13 protein-coding genes are annotated in these 14,751 nt (G+C 68.1%); 4 read left to right on the top strand and 9 right to left on the bottom strand.

The genetic code is table 11. The annotated features are described in order from the left end of the window. Positions 1-722: 722 nt before the first annotated feature. Entirely contained in the window at positions 723-1,757 is a 1,035-nt protein-coding gene (locus MARPU_RS03990) for an agmatine deiminase family protein (RefSeq protein WP_005224385.1), read from the top strand. Positions 1,758-1,767: 10 nt separating this feature from the next. On the opposite strand, the gene MARPU_RS03985 is transcribed toward MARPU_RS03990, so the two are convergent. Continuing rightward, a complete protein-coding gene (locus MARPU_RS03985) occupies positions 1,768-2,349 on the bottom strand; it encodes a putative molybdenum carrier protein (RefSeq protein ID WP_005224384.1) in 582 nt (193 codons plus the stop codon). Between the two features lie 136 nt (positions 2,350-2,485). Here MARPU_RS03985 and MARPU_RS03980 point away from each other — a divergent pair, with 136 nt between their 5' ends. Beyond that, positions 2,486-2,875, top strand: a complete 390-nt coding sequence (locus MARPU_RS03980; protein ID WP_005224383.1) for a VOC family protein — start codon at positions 2,486-2,488, stop codon at positions 2,873-2,875. Here the strand turns inward: MARPU_RS03980 and MARPU_RS03975 are convergent. From MARPU_RS03975 to cmoA, 3 genes are read right to left on the bottom strand one after another with little or no spacing between them, the layout of a single operon-like run. After that, positions 2,833-3,522 (bottom strand): helix-turn-helix domain-containing protein, encoded by a 690-nt coding sequence (locus MARPU_RS03975; RefSeq protein WP_005224382.1) that lies wholly within the window; start codon positions 3,520-3,522, stop codon positions 2,833-2,835. The two genes, MARPU_RS03980 and MARPU_RS03975, sit on opposite strands and share 43 nt — an antisense overlap. A 51-nt stretch (positions 3,523-3,573) precedes the next feature. Beyond that, the gene (cmoB, locus tag MARPU_RS03970; protein ID WP_005224381.1) at positions 3,574-4,554 is read right to left on the bottom strand and encodes a tRNA 5-methoxyuridine(34)/uridine 5-oxyacetic acid(34) synthase CmoB; all 981 of its coding nucleotides are present in this window, start codon (positions 4,552-4,554) and stop codon (positions 3,574-3,576) included. Continuing rightward, positions 4,545-5,276, bottom strand: a complete 732-nt coding sequence (gene cmoA, locus MARPU_RS03965; RefSeq protein ID WP_005224380.1) for a carboxy-S-adenosyl-L-methionine synthase CmoA — start codon at positions 5,274-5,276, stop codon at positions 4,545-4,547. The genes cmoB and cmoA overlap by 10 nt, the downstream gene beginning before the upstream one ends. A 118-nt stretch (positions 5,277-5,394) precedes the next feature. Between cmoA and ppk1 the strand changes: the two genes are divergently transcribed. Continuing rightward, positions 5,395-7,626, top strand: a complete 2,232-nt coding sequence (gene ppk1, locus MARPU_RS03960) for a polyphosphate kinase 1 (RefSeq protein WP_005224379.1) — start codon at positions 5,395-5,397, stop codon at positions 7,624-7,626. A gap of 137 nt (positions 7,627-7,763) precedes the next feature. After that, positions 7,764-9,467, top strand: a complete 1,704-nt coding sequence (locus MARPU_RS03955) for an FAD-dependent oxidoreductase (protein WP_005224378.1) — start codon at positions 7,764-7,766, stop codon at positions 9,465-9,467. A 315-nt stretch (positions 9,468-9,782) separates the two neighbouring features. Here MARPU_RS03955 and MARPU_RS03950 read toward each other — a convergent pair whose 3' ends face one another. The 5 genes from MARPU_RS03950 to pstC all read right to left on the bottom strand — a co-directional run bounded on the left by MARPU_RS03950 (position 9,783) and on the right by pstC (position 14,683). Beyond that, complete coding sequence (locus tag MARPU_RS03950) at positions 9,783-10,070, bottom strand: encapsulin-associated ferritin-like protein (protein WP_005224377.1); 288 nt, start codon at positions 10,068-10,070, stop codon at positions 9,783-9,785. Between the two features lie 165 nt (positions 10,071-10,235). After that, positions 10,236-10,991, bottom strand: coding sequence for a phosphate signaling complex protein PhoU (gene phoU, locus MARPU_RS03945; RefSeq protein WP_005224376.1), 756 nt, complete (start codon positions 10,989-10,991; stop codon positions 10,236-10,238). A gap of 94 nt (positions 10,992-11,085) precedes the next feature. After that, positions 11,086-11,949 (bottom strand): phosphate ABC transporter ATP-binding protein PstB, encoded by an 864-nt coding sequence (gene pstB, locus MARPU_RS03940; protein WP_025275093.1) that lies wholly within the window; start codon positions 11,947-11,949, stop codon positions 11,086-11,088. A 42-nt stretch (positions 11,950-11,991) separates the two neighbouring features. Further along, positions 11,992-13,299 carry a phosphate ABC transporter permease PstA gene (gene pstA / locus MARPU_RS03935; protein ID WP_005224374.1) on the bottom strand — a complete coding sequence of 436 codons (1,308 nt, stop codon included), beginning with the start codon at positions 13,297-13,299 and terminating at the stop codon, positions 11,992-11,994. Further along, the gene (pstC, locus tag MARPU_RS03930; protein ID WP_005224373.1) at positions 13,292-14,683 is read right to left on the bottom strand and encodes a phosphate ABC transporter permease subunit PstC; all 1,392 of its coding nucleotides are present in this window, start codon (positions 14,681-14,683) and stop codon (positions 13,292-13,294) included. The genes pstA and pstC overlap by 8 nt, the downstream gene beginning before the upstream one ends. Between the last annotated feature and the right edge of the window lie 68 nt (positions 14,684-14,751).

The raw sequence follows: 14,751 nt of genomic DNA, 5'->3' as shown, positions 1-14,751 counted from the left end.
AAAGCTCGCGACGACGTAGGAACAGCAGCGGCCAGCGGCCAGCGGCCAGCGGCCAGCGGCCAGCGGCCAGCGGCCAGCGGCCAGCGGCCAGCGGCCAGCGGCCAGCGGCCAGGAGATTGAACCGCAAAGCACGCAAAGGAGAGAAGAGCTTCCAGCGATCAGCCTCCAGCCGCCAGTGGTGGCCTGTCTTCGAGTGTTGGTCGGAAACGCACGCCAACCGGCCGCTGACAGCGAATGGGGAGTGGCGCTATCGTCGACGCCGACCCTCCACTGGCGGCTGGCCACTGATGGCTGGCAGCTTGAATCCCTTCGCGCCCTTCGGGCCTTTGCGGTTCAAAGCAGCTTCCAGCGATCAGCCTCCAGCCGCCAGTGGTTGCCTGTCTTCGAGTGTTGGTCGAAAACGCACGCCAACCGGCCGCTGACAGCGAATGGGGAGTGGCGCTATCGTCGACGCCGACCCTCCACTGGCGGCTGGCCGCTGATGGCTGGCAGCTTGAATCCCTTCGCGCCCTTTGCGGCTTTGCGGTTCAAACTTCCCGCGGCTGGCGGCTGGCGGCTGGCGGCTGGCGGCTGGCGCGCCGGGATTTACAAGCGGGCGTCGAATCCACACAATCCTTGCAAACATCGGCCGCGCCGGTCACGCGCCGCGGCGGCCCTCTCGCCCGTCGCCCGTCGCCCGACATGCGCGACCTGGCATCGCTTGAACAGCCGAGACACCGATCATGCGCCGACTGCCTGCCGAATGGGAACCCCAGAGCGGGGTCATGCTCACCTGGCCTCATGACGAGACCGACTGGGTGGATCAACTCGCAGCAGTCGAGACGCTCTATGCGGAGCTGGCGGCACGGATCAGTGCCTTTGAGCCGGTGCTGATCGTCTGTCGCGACCCGGACCACGCCACCGCCGTGCGCACCCGCTGCGAGCAGGCCGGCGCCGAGACCGAGCGGCTGCGCCTGGCCACCGCGCCGAGCAATGACACCTGGGCGCGCGATCACGGCCCGATCACCGTGATCACCGGTCGCGGTCGCCCCTTGTTGCTCGACTTCCGCTTCAACGGCTGGGGCGGCAAGTACCCCGCCGGACTCGACAACCGCATCACCCGCGCGGTCGCCGACCAGGGCACCTTCGGCGACTGCGAGCTGGAGAAGTGCGAGCTGGTGGTCGAGGGCGGCGCGCTCGAGACCGACGGCCGGGGTACCCTGCTCGCCGTCAGCCGCACCCTGCTCGACCCCCACCGCAACCCCGATCACCAGCGCGCCGACATCGAGCAGGCGCTGGCGATCCGGCTCGGCATCCGTCACTTCCTCTGGCTCGAGCACGGCGCGATCAGCGGCGACGACACCGACGGCCACATCGACACCCTGGTGCGCTTCTGCGCCCCCGACACCCTCTGCTACGCCCGCAGCAACGACCCCGAGGACATCGACCACCCCGAACTGGCCGCCATGGAACGCGAACTCCAGGCACTGCGCGACCCCGAGGGCCGCCCCTACCGGCTGGTACCGCTGCCGAGCCCGCGCCCGGTCTACGACGAGGACGACGAGCGGCTGCCCGCCGGCTATGCCAACTTCCTGGTGGTCAACGGCGCGGTGCTGGTCCCGGTCTACGACGACCCGGCCGACGCCGAGGCGCTGGCCGTGCTCGGCGAGTGCTTCCCCGACCGCGAGGTGATCCCGATCGACGCCCGCCCGCTGATCCGCCAGGGCGGCAGCCTGCACTGCATCACCATGCAACTGCCCGCGGGCGTGTTCGACTGATTGCCCGACCTCAACGCCCGGCGTCACGCTCGAGGGCTATGCGCCAGGCGGCGAACAGGTCCGCGAACCAGGCCCGGGCCGCGCACTCGATGCCAGGCGCACCGGACTCGCGCGGCCCGGCGCAGTTGAGCACCCGCACCCCCTCGTCCACCAGCCAGTCGAGCACCGGCGCAATTGCCGGCTCGCCCTCCAGGTCACACACCAGCACCGCCCGGCCCTGCTCGCGCGCCAGCCGCAGCGTCAGCGCGGTGCCGCCGCGCGGCGCGCCGCGACAGAGGATCAGGGTCGCGTCGCTGTCGCGCACGTTCCAGGCGGTGCGCTCGGGATAGTCCGCGCTCGGGGTCTCGCGCAGCGGATAGCGCGCGGCGATCACGCCGTCCTCGGCGCGGCGCCCGCGCGGACACCAGCCACCACAGCTCAGCCTCAACGCCAGCGCGGCATCGAGCGCGGCGCGATCGACCCCGCTCTGGCCGCCGGAGACCACCCGGGGTGCGGCGGCGAGTGCCTGGACCAGCTCGCGATCGCGCCGCGCGAAATAGCTGTCCTCCTCGCCCTGTTCCTTGCGCCTGAGTTGTTCGGGGAAACGGCTCATCGACACCACCTCGATCGGGAACACACCTAAGGACTCGCACCAAGTGTCGACAGGAACCTTGGCGCATTCGTTCAAGCCTGGACACCCCACACGATGATCCACTGACCGCTCCATCGTCACCAGGGAGATCGCCACCATGCGCTTCGCATACACCATCCTCTATGTCGAGGACGTCGCCCGCAGCCTCGCCTTCTTCCACAACGCCTTCGGGTTCGACTCCGGCTTCGTCGACGAGAGCGGCGACTATGGCGAACTCGACACCGGTGGGACCCGGCTCGCCTTCTCCTCGCGGGCACTGATGCGCCAGCTCGGCAAGGTGGCGGGCATTGCGGATCCGAACGCGCCGGTGTTCGAGATCGCCATCGAGACCACCGACGTCGCCACGGCCCTGGAGCGCGCGTGCACCGCCGGGGCCGTGGTGGTCCAGGAGCCGCGAGAGGAGTCCTGGGGGCAGACGACGGCCTATGTCCGGACCCCCGACGGCTATCTGGTCGAACTCTGCTCGCCGGTCCCCATGCCGTCGTAGCCCGGCTGTCCGAGTTGCCAACGCAGCTCGGGGGCACGCGCGAGCCGTGCCGGCGAGAGCCCGAACCAGCGACGGCACGCCCGGCTCAGATGCGCCTGGTCGGCGAACCCGGCGCACAACGCCACCTCGGCCAGCGACCGCTCGCCGCCGAGCATCCGTCCGGCACGGCGGATGCGCGCGAGCTGATGCCAGAAGACCGGCGGGCGGCCACTGCGCTCGCCGACGAGCCGCTGCAAGCTGCGCAGGCTCAGGCCGCACTGCCGCGCGCTCTGGACGAGCGGGCGCGGCGCATCGGCGAGACAGGCGAGCGCCTCGGCGAGCGCGGGATCGCGGCACGCATGCGCCGCGAGCGCCGCCTCCACCGCCACGCGGTCGTCGGGGTCGCGCCCGGCCACCGCACCGAGCAGGGCGCCCTGATCGAGCCGGACATCGGGATGCAGTCGATAGCCGATCATCCGCGTCTCGGCACACGCCAGACGCGGCAGGTGCGCATGATCGAACAGCGGCGTCACCATCCAGCGCGGCGCAAGACCCCGCACCTGGACGCAGATCAGGTCGCGACACCCGTCCGGCAGCACCGGGATCGGGACACCGTGAGGAGCAAAATCATGACGCCACTGAGCGGTCACCACCTCGGGGATCGACATCTTCACCCTCCATCAAGCGCCGACGGCCCCGCCGAACCGAGGGCCGCGTCATCACCCGGCGCGACGCGCCACCAGCACCGCGCGCACCGGCGCCGGGTGGCCCTCCCGGGTCAGGGTCGGGTCGTCAGGGTCGAGTTGGTCCGGGAGCGACTGGAAGTGCATCCAGTCGGTGGCGCGCTGCTCCTCGATCGTGGTCGGACTGACGTCGGCGACCCGGATGTGGTCGAAACCACAGCGCGCCACCCACACCCGCAGCGCGGCCACGGTGGGGATGAACCAGACGTTGCGCATCGCCGCATAGCGCCCCGGCGGCACCAGCACCTGCTGCCCCTCCCCTTCGAGCACCAGGGTCTCGAGCACCAGCTCGCCCCCCGGACGCAGCAGCCGGCGCAGATCGACCAGATGATCGATTGGCGAGCGACGATGGTAGAGCACCCCCATCGAGAACAGGGTGTCGAAACCGGTCAGGTGCGCGGGCAGATGCTCGATGCCGAGCGGCAGCACGCTCAGCCGCTCGCTGCCAAGATAGCGGTTGATCGCCTGGAACTGCATCACGAACAGCTGGGTCGGATCGATCCCCAGCACCAGCCGGGCGCCGGCACCGAGCATCCGCCAGCCGTGATAGCCGTTGCCGCAACCGACGTCGAGCACCAGCCGATCCTCGAGCGGCGAAATGGCATCGACCAACCGATCCCACTTCCAGTCCGAGCGCCACTCGGTGTCGATGTGCAGACCGTGCAGGCTGTAGGGTCCCTTGCGCCACGGGTGAAGGACCATCAGCGCCTCGCGCAGTGCAGCGCGCTGCTCGGGCGTGAGGGTCGCGCCATCGAGCCCGACGCGGGCGGCGTCCAGCAGCACCTCGCCCGGCGGCAGCTCGGGGAGTTGCGCCAGCGCCGCCTCCCAGCGTGGCAGATCGCCGTGGGCGCTGCGTCCAAGACGCTGCGCGACCCGCTCGGCCAACGCAGTGCGCCAGGGTGCCAGCGGGGTCTCGGCGAGATGATCGAGAAAGGGAGCGAAGGCGGTCAGGTCCATGCGGCCCAGGCGACGAAGTTGAGATGTTGATAGAGTCGGGTGACGCGCACGAAGCCGACCTTGCGCAAGCGCTGCTCGTGGACCTCGGCGCGCTCCGGCACCAGCACCCGCTCGAGCGCGGCGCGCTTGCCGGCGATCGCCAGCTCGCTGTAACCGTTGGCGCGCTTGAGATCCTCGTGCAACGCGGTCACGAAGGCCGCCTCGGCGGCATCGTCGAAACGCACCTTCTCGGCCAGCACCAGCACCCCGCCCGGAACCATCCCGGCCCGGATGTGCGCGAGCAGCCCGGCCCGCGCCTCCGGTGGCAGGAACTGCAGGGTGAGGTTGAGCGCCACCACCGAGGCGTCGACGATCTCGACCTCGCGCACGTCGGCACAGCACACCCTGACCCGCTCGCCCCCGGGCACCTCGGCGAGCCGGCGCGCGAGTCCGTCGACCATCGCTTGGGCATTGTCGACGGCGACGATCTCGACCCCGGGCGGGGTGCGGGCGAGCATCGCCAGACTGACTGCGCCGAGCGAACAGCCGAGGTCGTAGCAACGGGTGCCGGGTCGCGCCACGCGCCGCGCCACCAGCCCGCAGAGCGCGACCAGATCGGCATAGCCGGGCACCGAGCGACGCACCATGTCGGGGAAGACACGGGCGACGTCGGCATTGAATTCGAAGGGAGCGACCGGCATCTCTGCGCGGTCGAAGAGGTCGTCGGGATCGCTGTGCTGCATGGCGCGATTGTATACCCGAATGTCGGCGCACGGGGCTGTAACCCAACGGTCATGGGCTTTCGGGATAAAATGGAGGATTGGATTCCATGATTCACGTCGCATCGCCAGGGAACACGCAATGAGCACCAGCGCAGATCCGCAGGCCGTCGAGGCCGAGATCCCGATCGAGACGATCGGCGAGCCACCACCGGCGATCCACGAAGAGGTCGATCTCGACGATCCCGCCCTGTACCTCAACCGCGAGTTCACCTGGTTGTCGTTCAACCACAGGGTGCTGCACGAGGCCGAGGACCCGCGTACCCCGCTGCTCGAACGCATCAAGTTCCTGGCGATCGCCAGCAACAATCTCGACGAATTTTTCATGAAGCGCATCGGCGGGCTCAAGCAGCAGATCGCCGCCGGCGTGCACGCGCAGAGCGTCGACGGCCGCACGCCGAGCGAGCAGTTGCGCGAGTGCCAGGCGGCAGTGCGTGCCTTCCACAGCGACCTCAAGCGCATCCACGACACGCTGATGGCGGAGCTGGCCGCGCACGACATCCGCATCGTCCGCTACGCCGCCCTCGCCGAGGACACCCGCAAGCGACTGCGCGAGCACTTCCGCGCCAACATCTTCCCGATGCTCACGCCGCTGGCGGTGGACCCGGCGCACCCCTTCCCGTTCATCTCCAACCTCACCCTCAACCTGCTGGTGACCCTGCGCTTCCCCGGCGGCGGCGAGGTCTACATGGCGCGGGTCAAGGTGCCGGTGAACAAGGACGTCTCCAAGCGACTGATCGCGATCGACGCCAGCACCACCTTCGTCACCCTCGAAGACCTCATCGTCAACAATCTCGACATGCTCTTCCCGGGCATGGAGATCGACTCCTGCGCGCTGTTCCGGATCACCCGCAACGCCATCGTCGAGCCCGACGCCGAGGCGGCCAACGATCTGCTGGAGATGATCGAGACCGAGCTGCGCGAGCGTCACTTCGCCCCCATCGTCCGACTCGAGATCGATCCCGGCATGCAGCCGATCCAGCGCGGCATGCTCGCTGCCGAACTGGGGCTCGACGAGGTCGCCGATGTCTTCGAGATCGAAGGCATGATGGCGCTGCGCGATCTCTTCGAGATCGCCGCGCTCGACCGTCCCGAACTCCACGACCGCCCGCACCGCCCGGTCGACCATCCGCTGCTCGCCAACGACCGGCGCAACATCTTCCACATCATCCGCGAGAACGGACCGATCCTGCTCCAGCACCCCTATCAGCCCTTCAGCACCTCGGTCGAGCGTTTCCTGCGCACCGCCGCCGAGGATCCCAAGGTGCTGGCGATCAAGATGACCCTCTATCGCACCTCCGCCGGGGCCATCCTCGACTCGCTGATCAAGGCCGCGCGCAACGGCAAGCAGGTGGCGGTGCTGGTCGAACTCAAGGCGCGCTTCGACGAGGCGGCCAACATCCAGTGGGCGCGCCGGCTCGAGGGTGAGGGCATCCATGTCAACTATGGCGTCATGGGACTCAAGACCCACAGCAAGCTGATCTTCGTCGTCCGTCGCGACTACTCCCAGCTGCGCCGCTACTACCACGTCGGCACCGGCAACTATCACCCCGGCACCGCCAAGCTCTACACCGATCTCGGCATGCTCGGCTGTGACGAGGAGATCGGCCAGGACCTCACCGAGCTGTTCAACTACCTCACCGGCTACTCGCCACCGCCGAGCTACCGCAAGATCCTCGCCGCGCCCTATACCCTCAAGCGCGCGCTCGTCGACAAGATCAACCGCGAGATCCGCCACCACCAGCACGCCGGCAACGGCTTGATCCAGATGAAGATGAACGCGCTGGAGGACGCCGAGATCACCCGCGCGCTCTACAAGGCCAGTCGCGCCGGGGTGCAGGTCGACCTGATCATCCGCGACACCTGCCGCTTCCGCCCCGGACTCCCCGGGGTCAGCGCGCGCGCACGCGTGGTGTCGATCGTCGGGCGCTTCCTCGAGCACGCACGCATCATCTACTTCCACAACGATGGCGACGAGGAGTACTTCATCGGCTCGGCCGACATGATGCGCCGCAACCTCGACAGCCGGGTGGAGGTCCACGCCCCGGTCGACGACCCCGAGCTGCGCCAGGAGCTGCGGTTGATCCTCGACGTCCAGCTCGCCGACTCGCGCACCGCCTGGGACATGGACGCCAATGGCAACTACACCCAGCGCATCCCGCCAGACGACCATACCAAGGGGGCTCAGGAGATCCTCGCCGGGGTCGCCGAGAAACGGCTCGCTGCCGCCGCCAAGCACAAGGAGAAAAAGGTGCGCTCACGACTGTTGAGCCACTTCCAGTGGCGACTCAGGGACAAGAATCTGATGACCTGAGTCAGCCGCCCGCCGGGTCACCGGGAACCGATTGCGATTCGTCACGTCGATCCCGGTGGGCGGCGGGCACACTCCCCCGCCTCTCGCGCACCGACGCGAACGCGTTCCACCACCTCACCTTCCTGAAGGATCCGACAATGTCCTCGCAACCGCTCAAGATCGTGGTCATCGGCGGCTCGGCCGCCGGCCCCAAGGCCGCCGCCAAGGCCCGCCGTCTCGACGAGCACGCCGCCATCACCCTGATCCAGAAGGAGGCCGACCTGTCGATGGCCTCCTGTGGCTTCCCCTATTACGTCGGCGGTGTCTTCGACGACCGCAATCAGCTCATCTGCACCCCGGCGGGCATCGTCCGCGATCCCAACTTCTTCCAGAAGGCCAAGGCGATCGAGGCGCTGGTCGAGACCGAGGCGACGCACATCGACCGCGCCGCCAAGACCGTCACCTGCACCCATCTGCCGAGCGGCGAGACCCGCACCCTCTCCTACGACCGGCTGGTGATCGCCACCGGCGCCACTCCGCTGCGCCCCCCGGTGCCGGGCACCGAACTCGACGGCATCCACACCCTGCAGTCACTCGGTGACGCCGACGCGCTGCGCGCCATCCGCGACGCCGGCAAGGTGCGCAAGGCGGTGATCGTCGGTGGCGGGCTGATCGGCTTCGAGGTCTGCGAGGCATTGCATCTGGCTGGCATCCAGACCACGGTGATCGAGAAGACCGACTCGATCCTGCCCTTCCTCGATCGCCAGCTCGCCCACCTGGTCGAGAACGAGGTGCGCCGTCAGGGTGCCGACATCATCACCGGCAACGGCGTGGCCGCCTTCCTCGGCGAGGACGGCAAGCTCGCCGGGGTCAAGCTCGACAACGGCACCGAGCTGCCCTGCGAGCTGGCGGTGGTCGCCGTCGGGGTGCGCCCCAACGTCGCCCTGGCCGAGGCCGCCGGGCTGGAGATCGGCGCACTCGGCGGCATCAAGGTCAACGCGCGGATGCAGACCTCCGATCCCGCCGTCTACGCCGCCGGCGACTGCGTCGAGTGCCGCTCGCTGATCACCGGCGAGGCGGTGCGCGCGCCCTACGGCGACCTAGCCAACCTTCAGGGTCGGGTGATCGGCCAGAACCTGATCGAGCCCGACAGCGCCAGCTTCCCCGGCATCACCCACACCGGCATCTGCAAGGTGTTCGACTACACCATCGGCTTCACCGGCCTCAACGCCGAGCAGGCCCGCGCCAGCGGTATCAGCGACATCGAGACGGTGACCATCTCCGGGCTCGACATCCCCGGCTACATGGGCGGCAAGGTGCTGATCAGCCAGATGGTGGCCGAGCGTGCCACTGGCCGCATCATCGGCTTCCAGTGCATCGGCCCGGGAGATGCCAGCAAGCGGGTGGCGACCGTGGCGATGGCCATTCGCGGCGGTCTCGGCATCGAGGAGCTGGCCAATGCCGATCTGCCCTACGCCCCGCCCTACTCGCTCGCGCTCGATCACGTGATCGTCTCGGCACACGTGCTCGAGAACAAGCTCAAGGGGCTCATGCGGGGGCTCTCGGCCGTCGAACTCAAGGAGCGTATCGACAGCGGCGCCGAGTGCTTCATCATCGACACCCGCACCCCGCAGGAGTACGAGGAGGAACGTCTCGGCATCGGCGAGCACCTGATCCCGGTCGGCGCACTGCGCTCGCGGCTCGACGAGCTGCCCGCGGACAAGTCGCAAGAGATCATTCTCTATTGCAAGGTCTCGATGCGTGGCTACGAGGCCGCTGCGGCGCTCAAGGCCAACGGCTGGACCAACGTCAAGGTACTCGAGGGCGGCGTCCTCGCCTGGCCCTATCCGCGCGAGAAGTAGCGCGCAGCCGTCAGCCGTCAGCCGTCAGCCGTCAGCCGTCAGCCGTCAGCCGTCAGCCGTCAATGGAGGATGAGCGCACGGATGGCGCGCTGACGGCGTTGCTGGCGCCACCGGCAATGGACGAGCACAGACTCGGCCCGCCTTCGTTCGCGACCTCTTCATGTCGGTGGGGATGGGTTCGGAACACGCCCTATGCCAGCGCAAGGGGGAATATGAAAACGCCCCTGGCGTGATCGCCAGGGGCGTCTTCGTTGAACCAGTCGGCACCAAGGCGCCTCGCCGGCTCGATGCTCCCGACCAGTGGCCGGGACCGGGTCAGTGGTGGGCGATCTGCTTCTCGGTGAACAGATAGTCCTTGAGTTCCTTGTCGAAGGTCGGATCACGGCGACGGATCCACTCCAGCACCATGGCCGCGTGCTCCTTCTCCTCGTCGCGATTGTGGGCGAGGATCGCCCGCAGCTCGTCGTCCTTGCAGGCGTCGACACGCTGGTTGTACCAGTCGACCGCCTCCAGTTCTTCCATCAGCGAGACGATGGCCCGGTGCATGTCGCGGGTCTCGTCGGTCAGCTCTTCGATGGGCTCGTGATAGCCTTCACTCGACATGAATGCATGCTCCCCTGTTTCGCAGTGAGTGCAGTGGTCGGACGGCGCGCCGACACCGCCGGCGCGTCCCGGCCCGCAGACCATTGTCTGGGTGGCAGCCGGCAAAAACAATGGTGCCACTGAGCAAAACCACCATCGCCTGATCCGGCACAATCAGGCGGCGTGCTACAGCATCCGATGGCGCAGGGTCTCGATCAGGATCTCGCGATTGCGAAAGCGCACGTCCTGACCCTCGGCGACATAGATCACCTGCTCGGCGACGTTGGCGGCATGGTTGCCGATACGCTCGAGCGCATGAGCGCAGGTGAGCACGCAGACGGTCTGGCGCGCGCTCAACCCCTCCTGCCCCTCGTCGCCGAGCAGCGCGCGCACGGCGTGCGAGGCCTCGTAGAGCGTCGGCTCGCGCTCGAAGACATCGAGCGCCACGCGCACATCAAAGCGAGCGACCCCATTGATACTGTGCTCGAACATACCGCAGGCGCAGGCGTCGAGTGCCCCCAGCGCCTCGCGCAGCCTGGCGCTGAGCAACTCCTCGCCACGTCCGAGGGCATCAAGTTCGATCGTCTGACGGGCGATGCGCGCGGCCTTGTCGCCGGCGCGCTCCACATCCCCGGCGATCTTCGAGAGCGCCAGCACGATACGCAGGTCGATCGCCGTCGGCTGACGCCGCGCGATCACCCGGAACACCTCCTCGTCGGCATCGAGTGCGAGGAAATCGATCTGCGGTTCACGATCGAGCACCCGGAAGGCCTGACTCTCCTCGCGCGAGACCAGTGCCGAGACCGCCGCCTGGATCTGCTCGACCACGTGCTCGCCCATCTCGAGGATGATGCCGCGCAGCTTGGCCAGCTCCTGGTCGTAGCGACTGACGGTATGACCGCGGGCGGGGTCCGCGGGGACCTGGATGGTCGGCTCTGTCATCTGGGGCCTCATGATGGTGCGGGCGGACGAGATCGACTCCGGCGCCCATGTGGACGCCGGGGCGACGAGATGGGTGCTCCCTGCCCTAGCCGGATCAGCCGAAGCGGCCGGTGATGTAGTCCTCGGTCAGCCGGTGCTGGGGATTGGTGAAGATCTGATTGGTCTCGCCGACCTCGATCAGGTCGCCGAGGTGGAAGTAGGCGGTACGCTGCGAGACGCGCGCGGCCTGCTGCATCGAGTGGGTGACGATGGCGATCGAGTAGTTGGCGCGCAGCTCGTCGATCAGCTCTTCGATGATCGCCGTGGCGATGGGATCGAGCGCCGAGCAGGGCTCGTCCATCAGGATCACCTCGGGGGAGACGGCGATGGTGCGGGCGATGCACAGACGCTGCTGCTGACCGCCGGAGAGCCCGGTGCCGGGGGCATCGAGCCGGTCCTTGACCTCGTCCCACAGCCCGGCCTTGCGCAGGCTGGTCTCGACCAGCGCGTCGAGTTCGGTCTTGTCGTTGGTCAGGCCGTGGATGCGCGGCCCGTAGGCGACGTTCTCGTAGATCGACTTGGGAAAAGGGTTGGGCTTCTGGAAGACCATGCCGACGCGGGCGCGCAACGGCACCGGGTCGAGCGCGCGATCGTAGATCTCCTCGCCGTCGAGCTGGATCGAACCGCTGACTCGACAGCCGTCGATGGTGTCGTTCATGCGGTTGAGACAGCGCAGGAAGGTCGACTTGCCGCACCCCGAGGGACCGATCATCGAGAGCACCTCGTTGCGTCCCAGGTCGAGGCTGACGCCGTGGATGGCACGCTTGTCCCCGTACCACACCTCGACGTCGCGACAGCGCATGCGCGCGTCGGGCACGCTGTAATCGCCAACGGTCTCGCGCGATTCTTGCGAACGCGCCAGCTCGCCAGAGCGCATTGCGGTGGTGCTCCGTTGGATCTCTTCTACCGTGGTAATCATAGCGGGTCTAGCCTCGGGGAAAACTCAGGACAGGGCGCCGGCTCACCAGCGCCGCTCGAACCGGCGACGCAGCAACACCGCGGCGAGGTTCATCAGGATCAGGAAGGCGAGCAGCACCATGATCGCGGCCGAGGTGCGCTCGACGAAGCCACGCTCCGGGCTGTCGGCCCAGAGGAAGATCTGCACCGGCAGCACGGTCGCCGGATCGGTGAACCCGGCGGGCACGTCGACAATGAAGGCGATCATGCCGATCATCAGCAGCGGCGCGGTCTCGCCGAGCGCCTGCGCCATGCCGATGATGGCGCCGGTGAGCATGCCCGGCAGCGCCAGCGGCAACACATGGTGGAACTGGGTCTGCAGCGGCGAGGCACCGACGCCGAGCGCGGCCTCGCGGATCGAGGGCGGCACCGACTTCAGCGCCGCGCGGCTGGAGATGATGATCGTCGGCAGGGTCATCAGGGTCAGCACCAGCGCCGCCACCAGGGGAGTCGAGCGCGGCACCCCGAAGATGCCGATGAACACCGCCAACCCGAGCAGGCCGAAGACGATCGAGGGCACCGCCGCGAGGTTGTTGATGTTGACCTCGATCAGATCGGTCCAGCGGTTCTTCGGCGCGAACTCCTCGAGATAGATGGCCGCGCCCACGCCGATCGGGAAGGACAGCAGCAGGGTCAGCGCCAGGGTGTAGAAGGACCCGGCGAGCGCCCCGGCGATGCCGGCGAGTTCGGGCTCGCGCGAGGTGCCATTGGTGAAGAAGATGGTGTTGAAGCGCTTGGCGATGCGTCCCTCGGACTCCAGTCGCTCGATCCAGCCGAGGACATGATCCTTGACCCGACGCTCGGATTCGGGCAGATCGCGATCGATATAGCCCTTGACCACCATGTCGATGTCGTCGTCGGCGAGCAGCCAGACCTCGGCGGTGGTACCGATCAGCGCCGGGTCGGCGAGCACCTGGTCGCGCAGCAGTTGCGGCGCACCGACGCTCACCATCTGATAGAGCGTGCGCTTGTCGCGCCGGGCCGTGACCTCGGGGAAGTGCTCGCGCAGCGCCGCGCGGATGATGCCGAGATAGTTGGCGCGGGCGATGACCTCGGCCGAACCGCTGCCCTCGGGGTCGATCTGCGCGCGCTCGAGCGCGATCGGCAGCTTGATATAGGTCTGCTGGAAGGCGGTATGGCCCTTGGCGATGATGTCGGTGAACAGCAGCGCCACGAACAGCAGGCCCAGGGCCACCGCCGCAGCGCCGAGACGACGGAAGCGGCGTTCCTTGGCGCGGCGACGCTTGAGGCTGGCGTTGACGGCATCGATGGTGCGCTTGTTCGGCGCGCTCGCCGGGGTCTGATCAGTCATATTGCTCACGGTATTTGCGCACGATGTGGAGGGCGACGACGTTGAGCACCAGGGTCACGGCGAACAGCGTCAGGCCGAGGGCAAAGGCGGCGAGCGTCTTGGCGCTGTCGAACTCCTGGTCGCCGGTGAGCAGGGTGACGATCTGCACCGTGACCGTGGTGACGCTGTCGAGCGGATTGGCAGTGAGGTTGGCTGCCAGCCCCGCGGCCATCACCACGATCATGGTCTCGCCGATGGCGCGCGAGACGGCGAGCAGGACGCCGCCGACGATGCCCGGCAGCGCCGCCGGGATGATCACCCGTTTGATGGTCTCGGACTCGGTCGCGCCGAGCGCATAGGAGCCGTCACGCAGCGACTGCGGCACCGCGTTGATCACGTCCTCGGAGAGCGAGGAGACGAAGGGGATGATCATCACCCCCATCACCAGCCCAGCGGCGAGCGCGCTCTCGGAGGCGACATCGAGGCCGAGCGACTGGCCCAGTTCGCGGATGAAGGGGGCGACGGTGAGCGCGGCGAAGAAGCCGTAGACTACCGTGGGGATACCGGCCAGCACCTCCAGCACCGGCTTGGCCACGGCGCGCAGACGCCGGGGCGCGTATTCGGAGAGATAGATCGCCGAGAGCAGACCGATGGGGACGGCGACCAGCATGGCGATCGCCGAGACCATCAGCGTCCCGGTGAACAGCGGCACCGCGCCGAAGGCCCCACTGGCGCCGACCTGATCAGCACGCAGCGCCGTCTGCGGGCTCCACAGGGTGCCGAGGAAGAACTCCAACGGCGAGACCATGGAGAAGAAGCGCAGCGACTCGAACAGCACCGAGAGCACGATCCCCAGGGTGGTGAGGATGGCGATCGAGGAGAAGATCACCATGATCGCCATCACCATGGTCTCGACCTGATTGCGCGCCTTGAGCCGTGGATGCGTGCGCCCCCAGGCGACCCAACCGCCGGTCAGCGCCAGGGCCAGCACCGCGGTCCACATCGACCACTGTCCCAGCTGGTCGAGTCGGGCGTACTGATCGGCGGCGGCCTGCAACTCCGGGGTGATCTCGGTCGAGAGCATCGCACCCGAGGCGAGGTTCCTGATGTCGTTGACCAGCAGCCCGAGCCGTCCCTCGGAGAGCCCGGCGGTCATCTCCTGGGGCAGCTGCGCCTGCAGCAGCATCAGCACCAGCTGGTCCTGCAGACCGATCCACAGCGCCAGCAGCAACAGCGCCGGCAGCCCCGCCCAAAGCGCGGCATAGAGACCGTAGTAGGCGGGCAGCGAATGCAGGCGGTGGACCTGCGACGGACCACCGGCGCCGGTGACCGCGCGGCGACGTCCGAGATGATAGGCCGCGGTCATGACCGCGAGCAGCACGAGGAGAAGGATCCAGTCTTGCATTGGGTTCCCGGCAGGCTAGACGAACGACGATCAGCGCCCCGCGGGACGCCGATCCAGGATGGGCGACC

It is taken from the genome of Marichromatium purpuratum 984, from assembly GCF_000224005.2.
GTDB lineage: Bacteria > Pseudomonadota > Gammaproteobacteria > Chromatiales > Chromatiaceae > Marichromatium > Marichromatium purpuratum.
The sequence above is the reverse complement of the archived record's forward strand: the minus strand, read 5'-3'. Positions and strand labels throughout refer to the sequence as shown.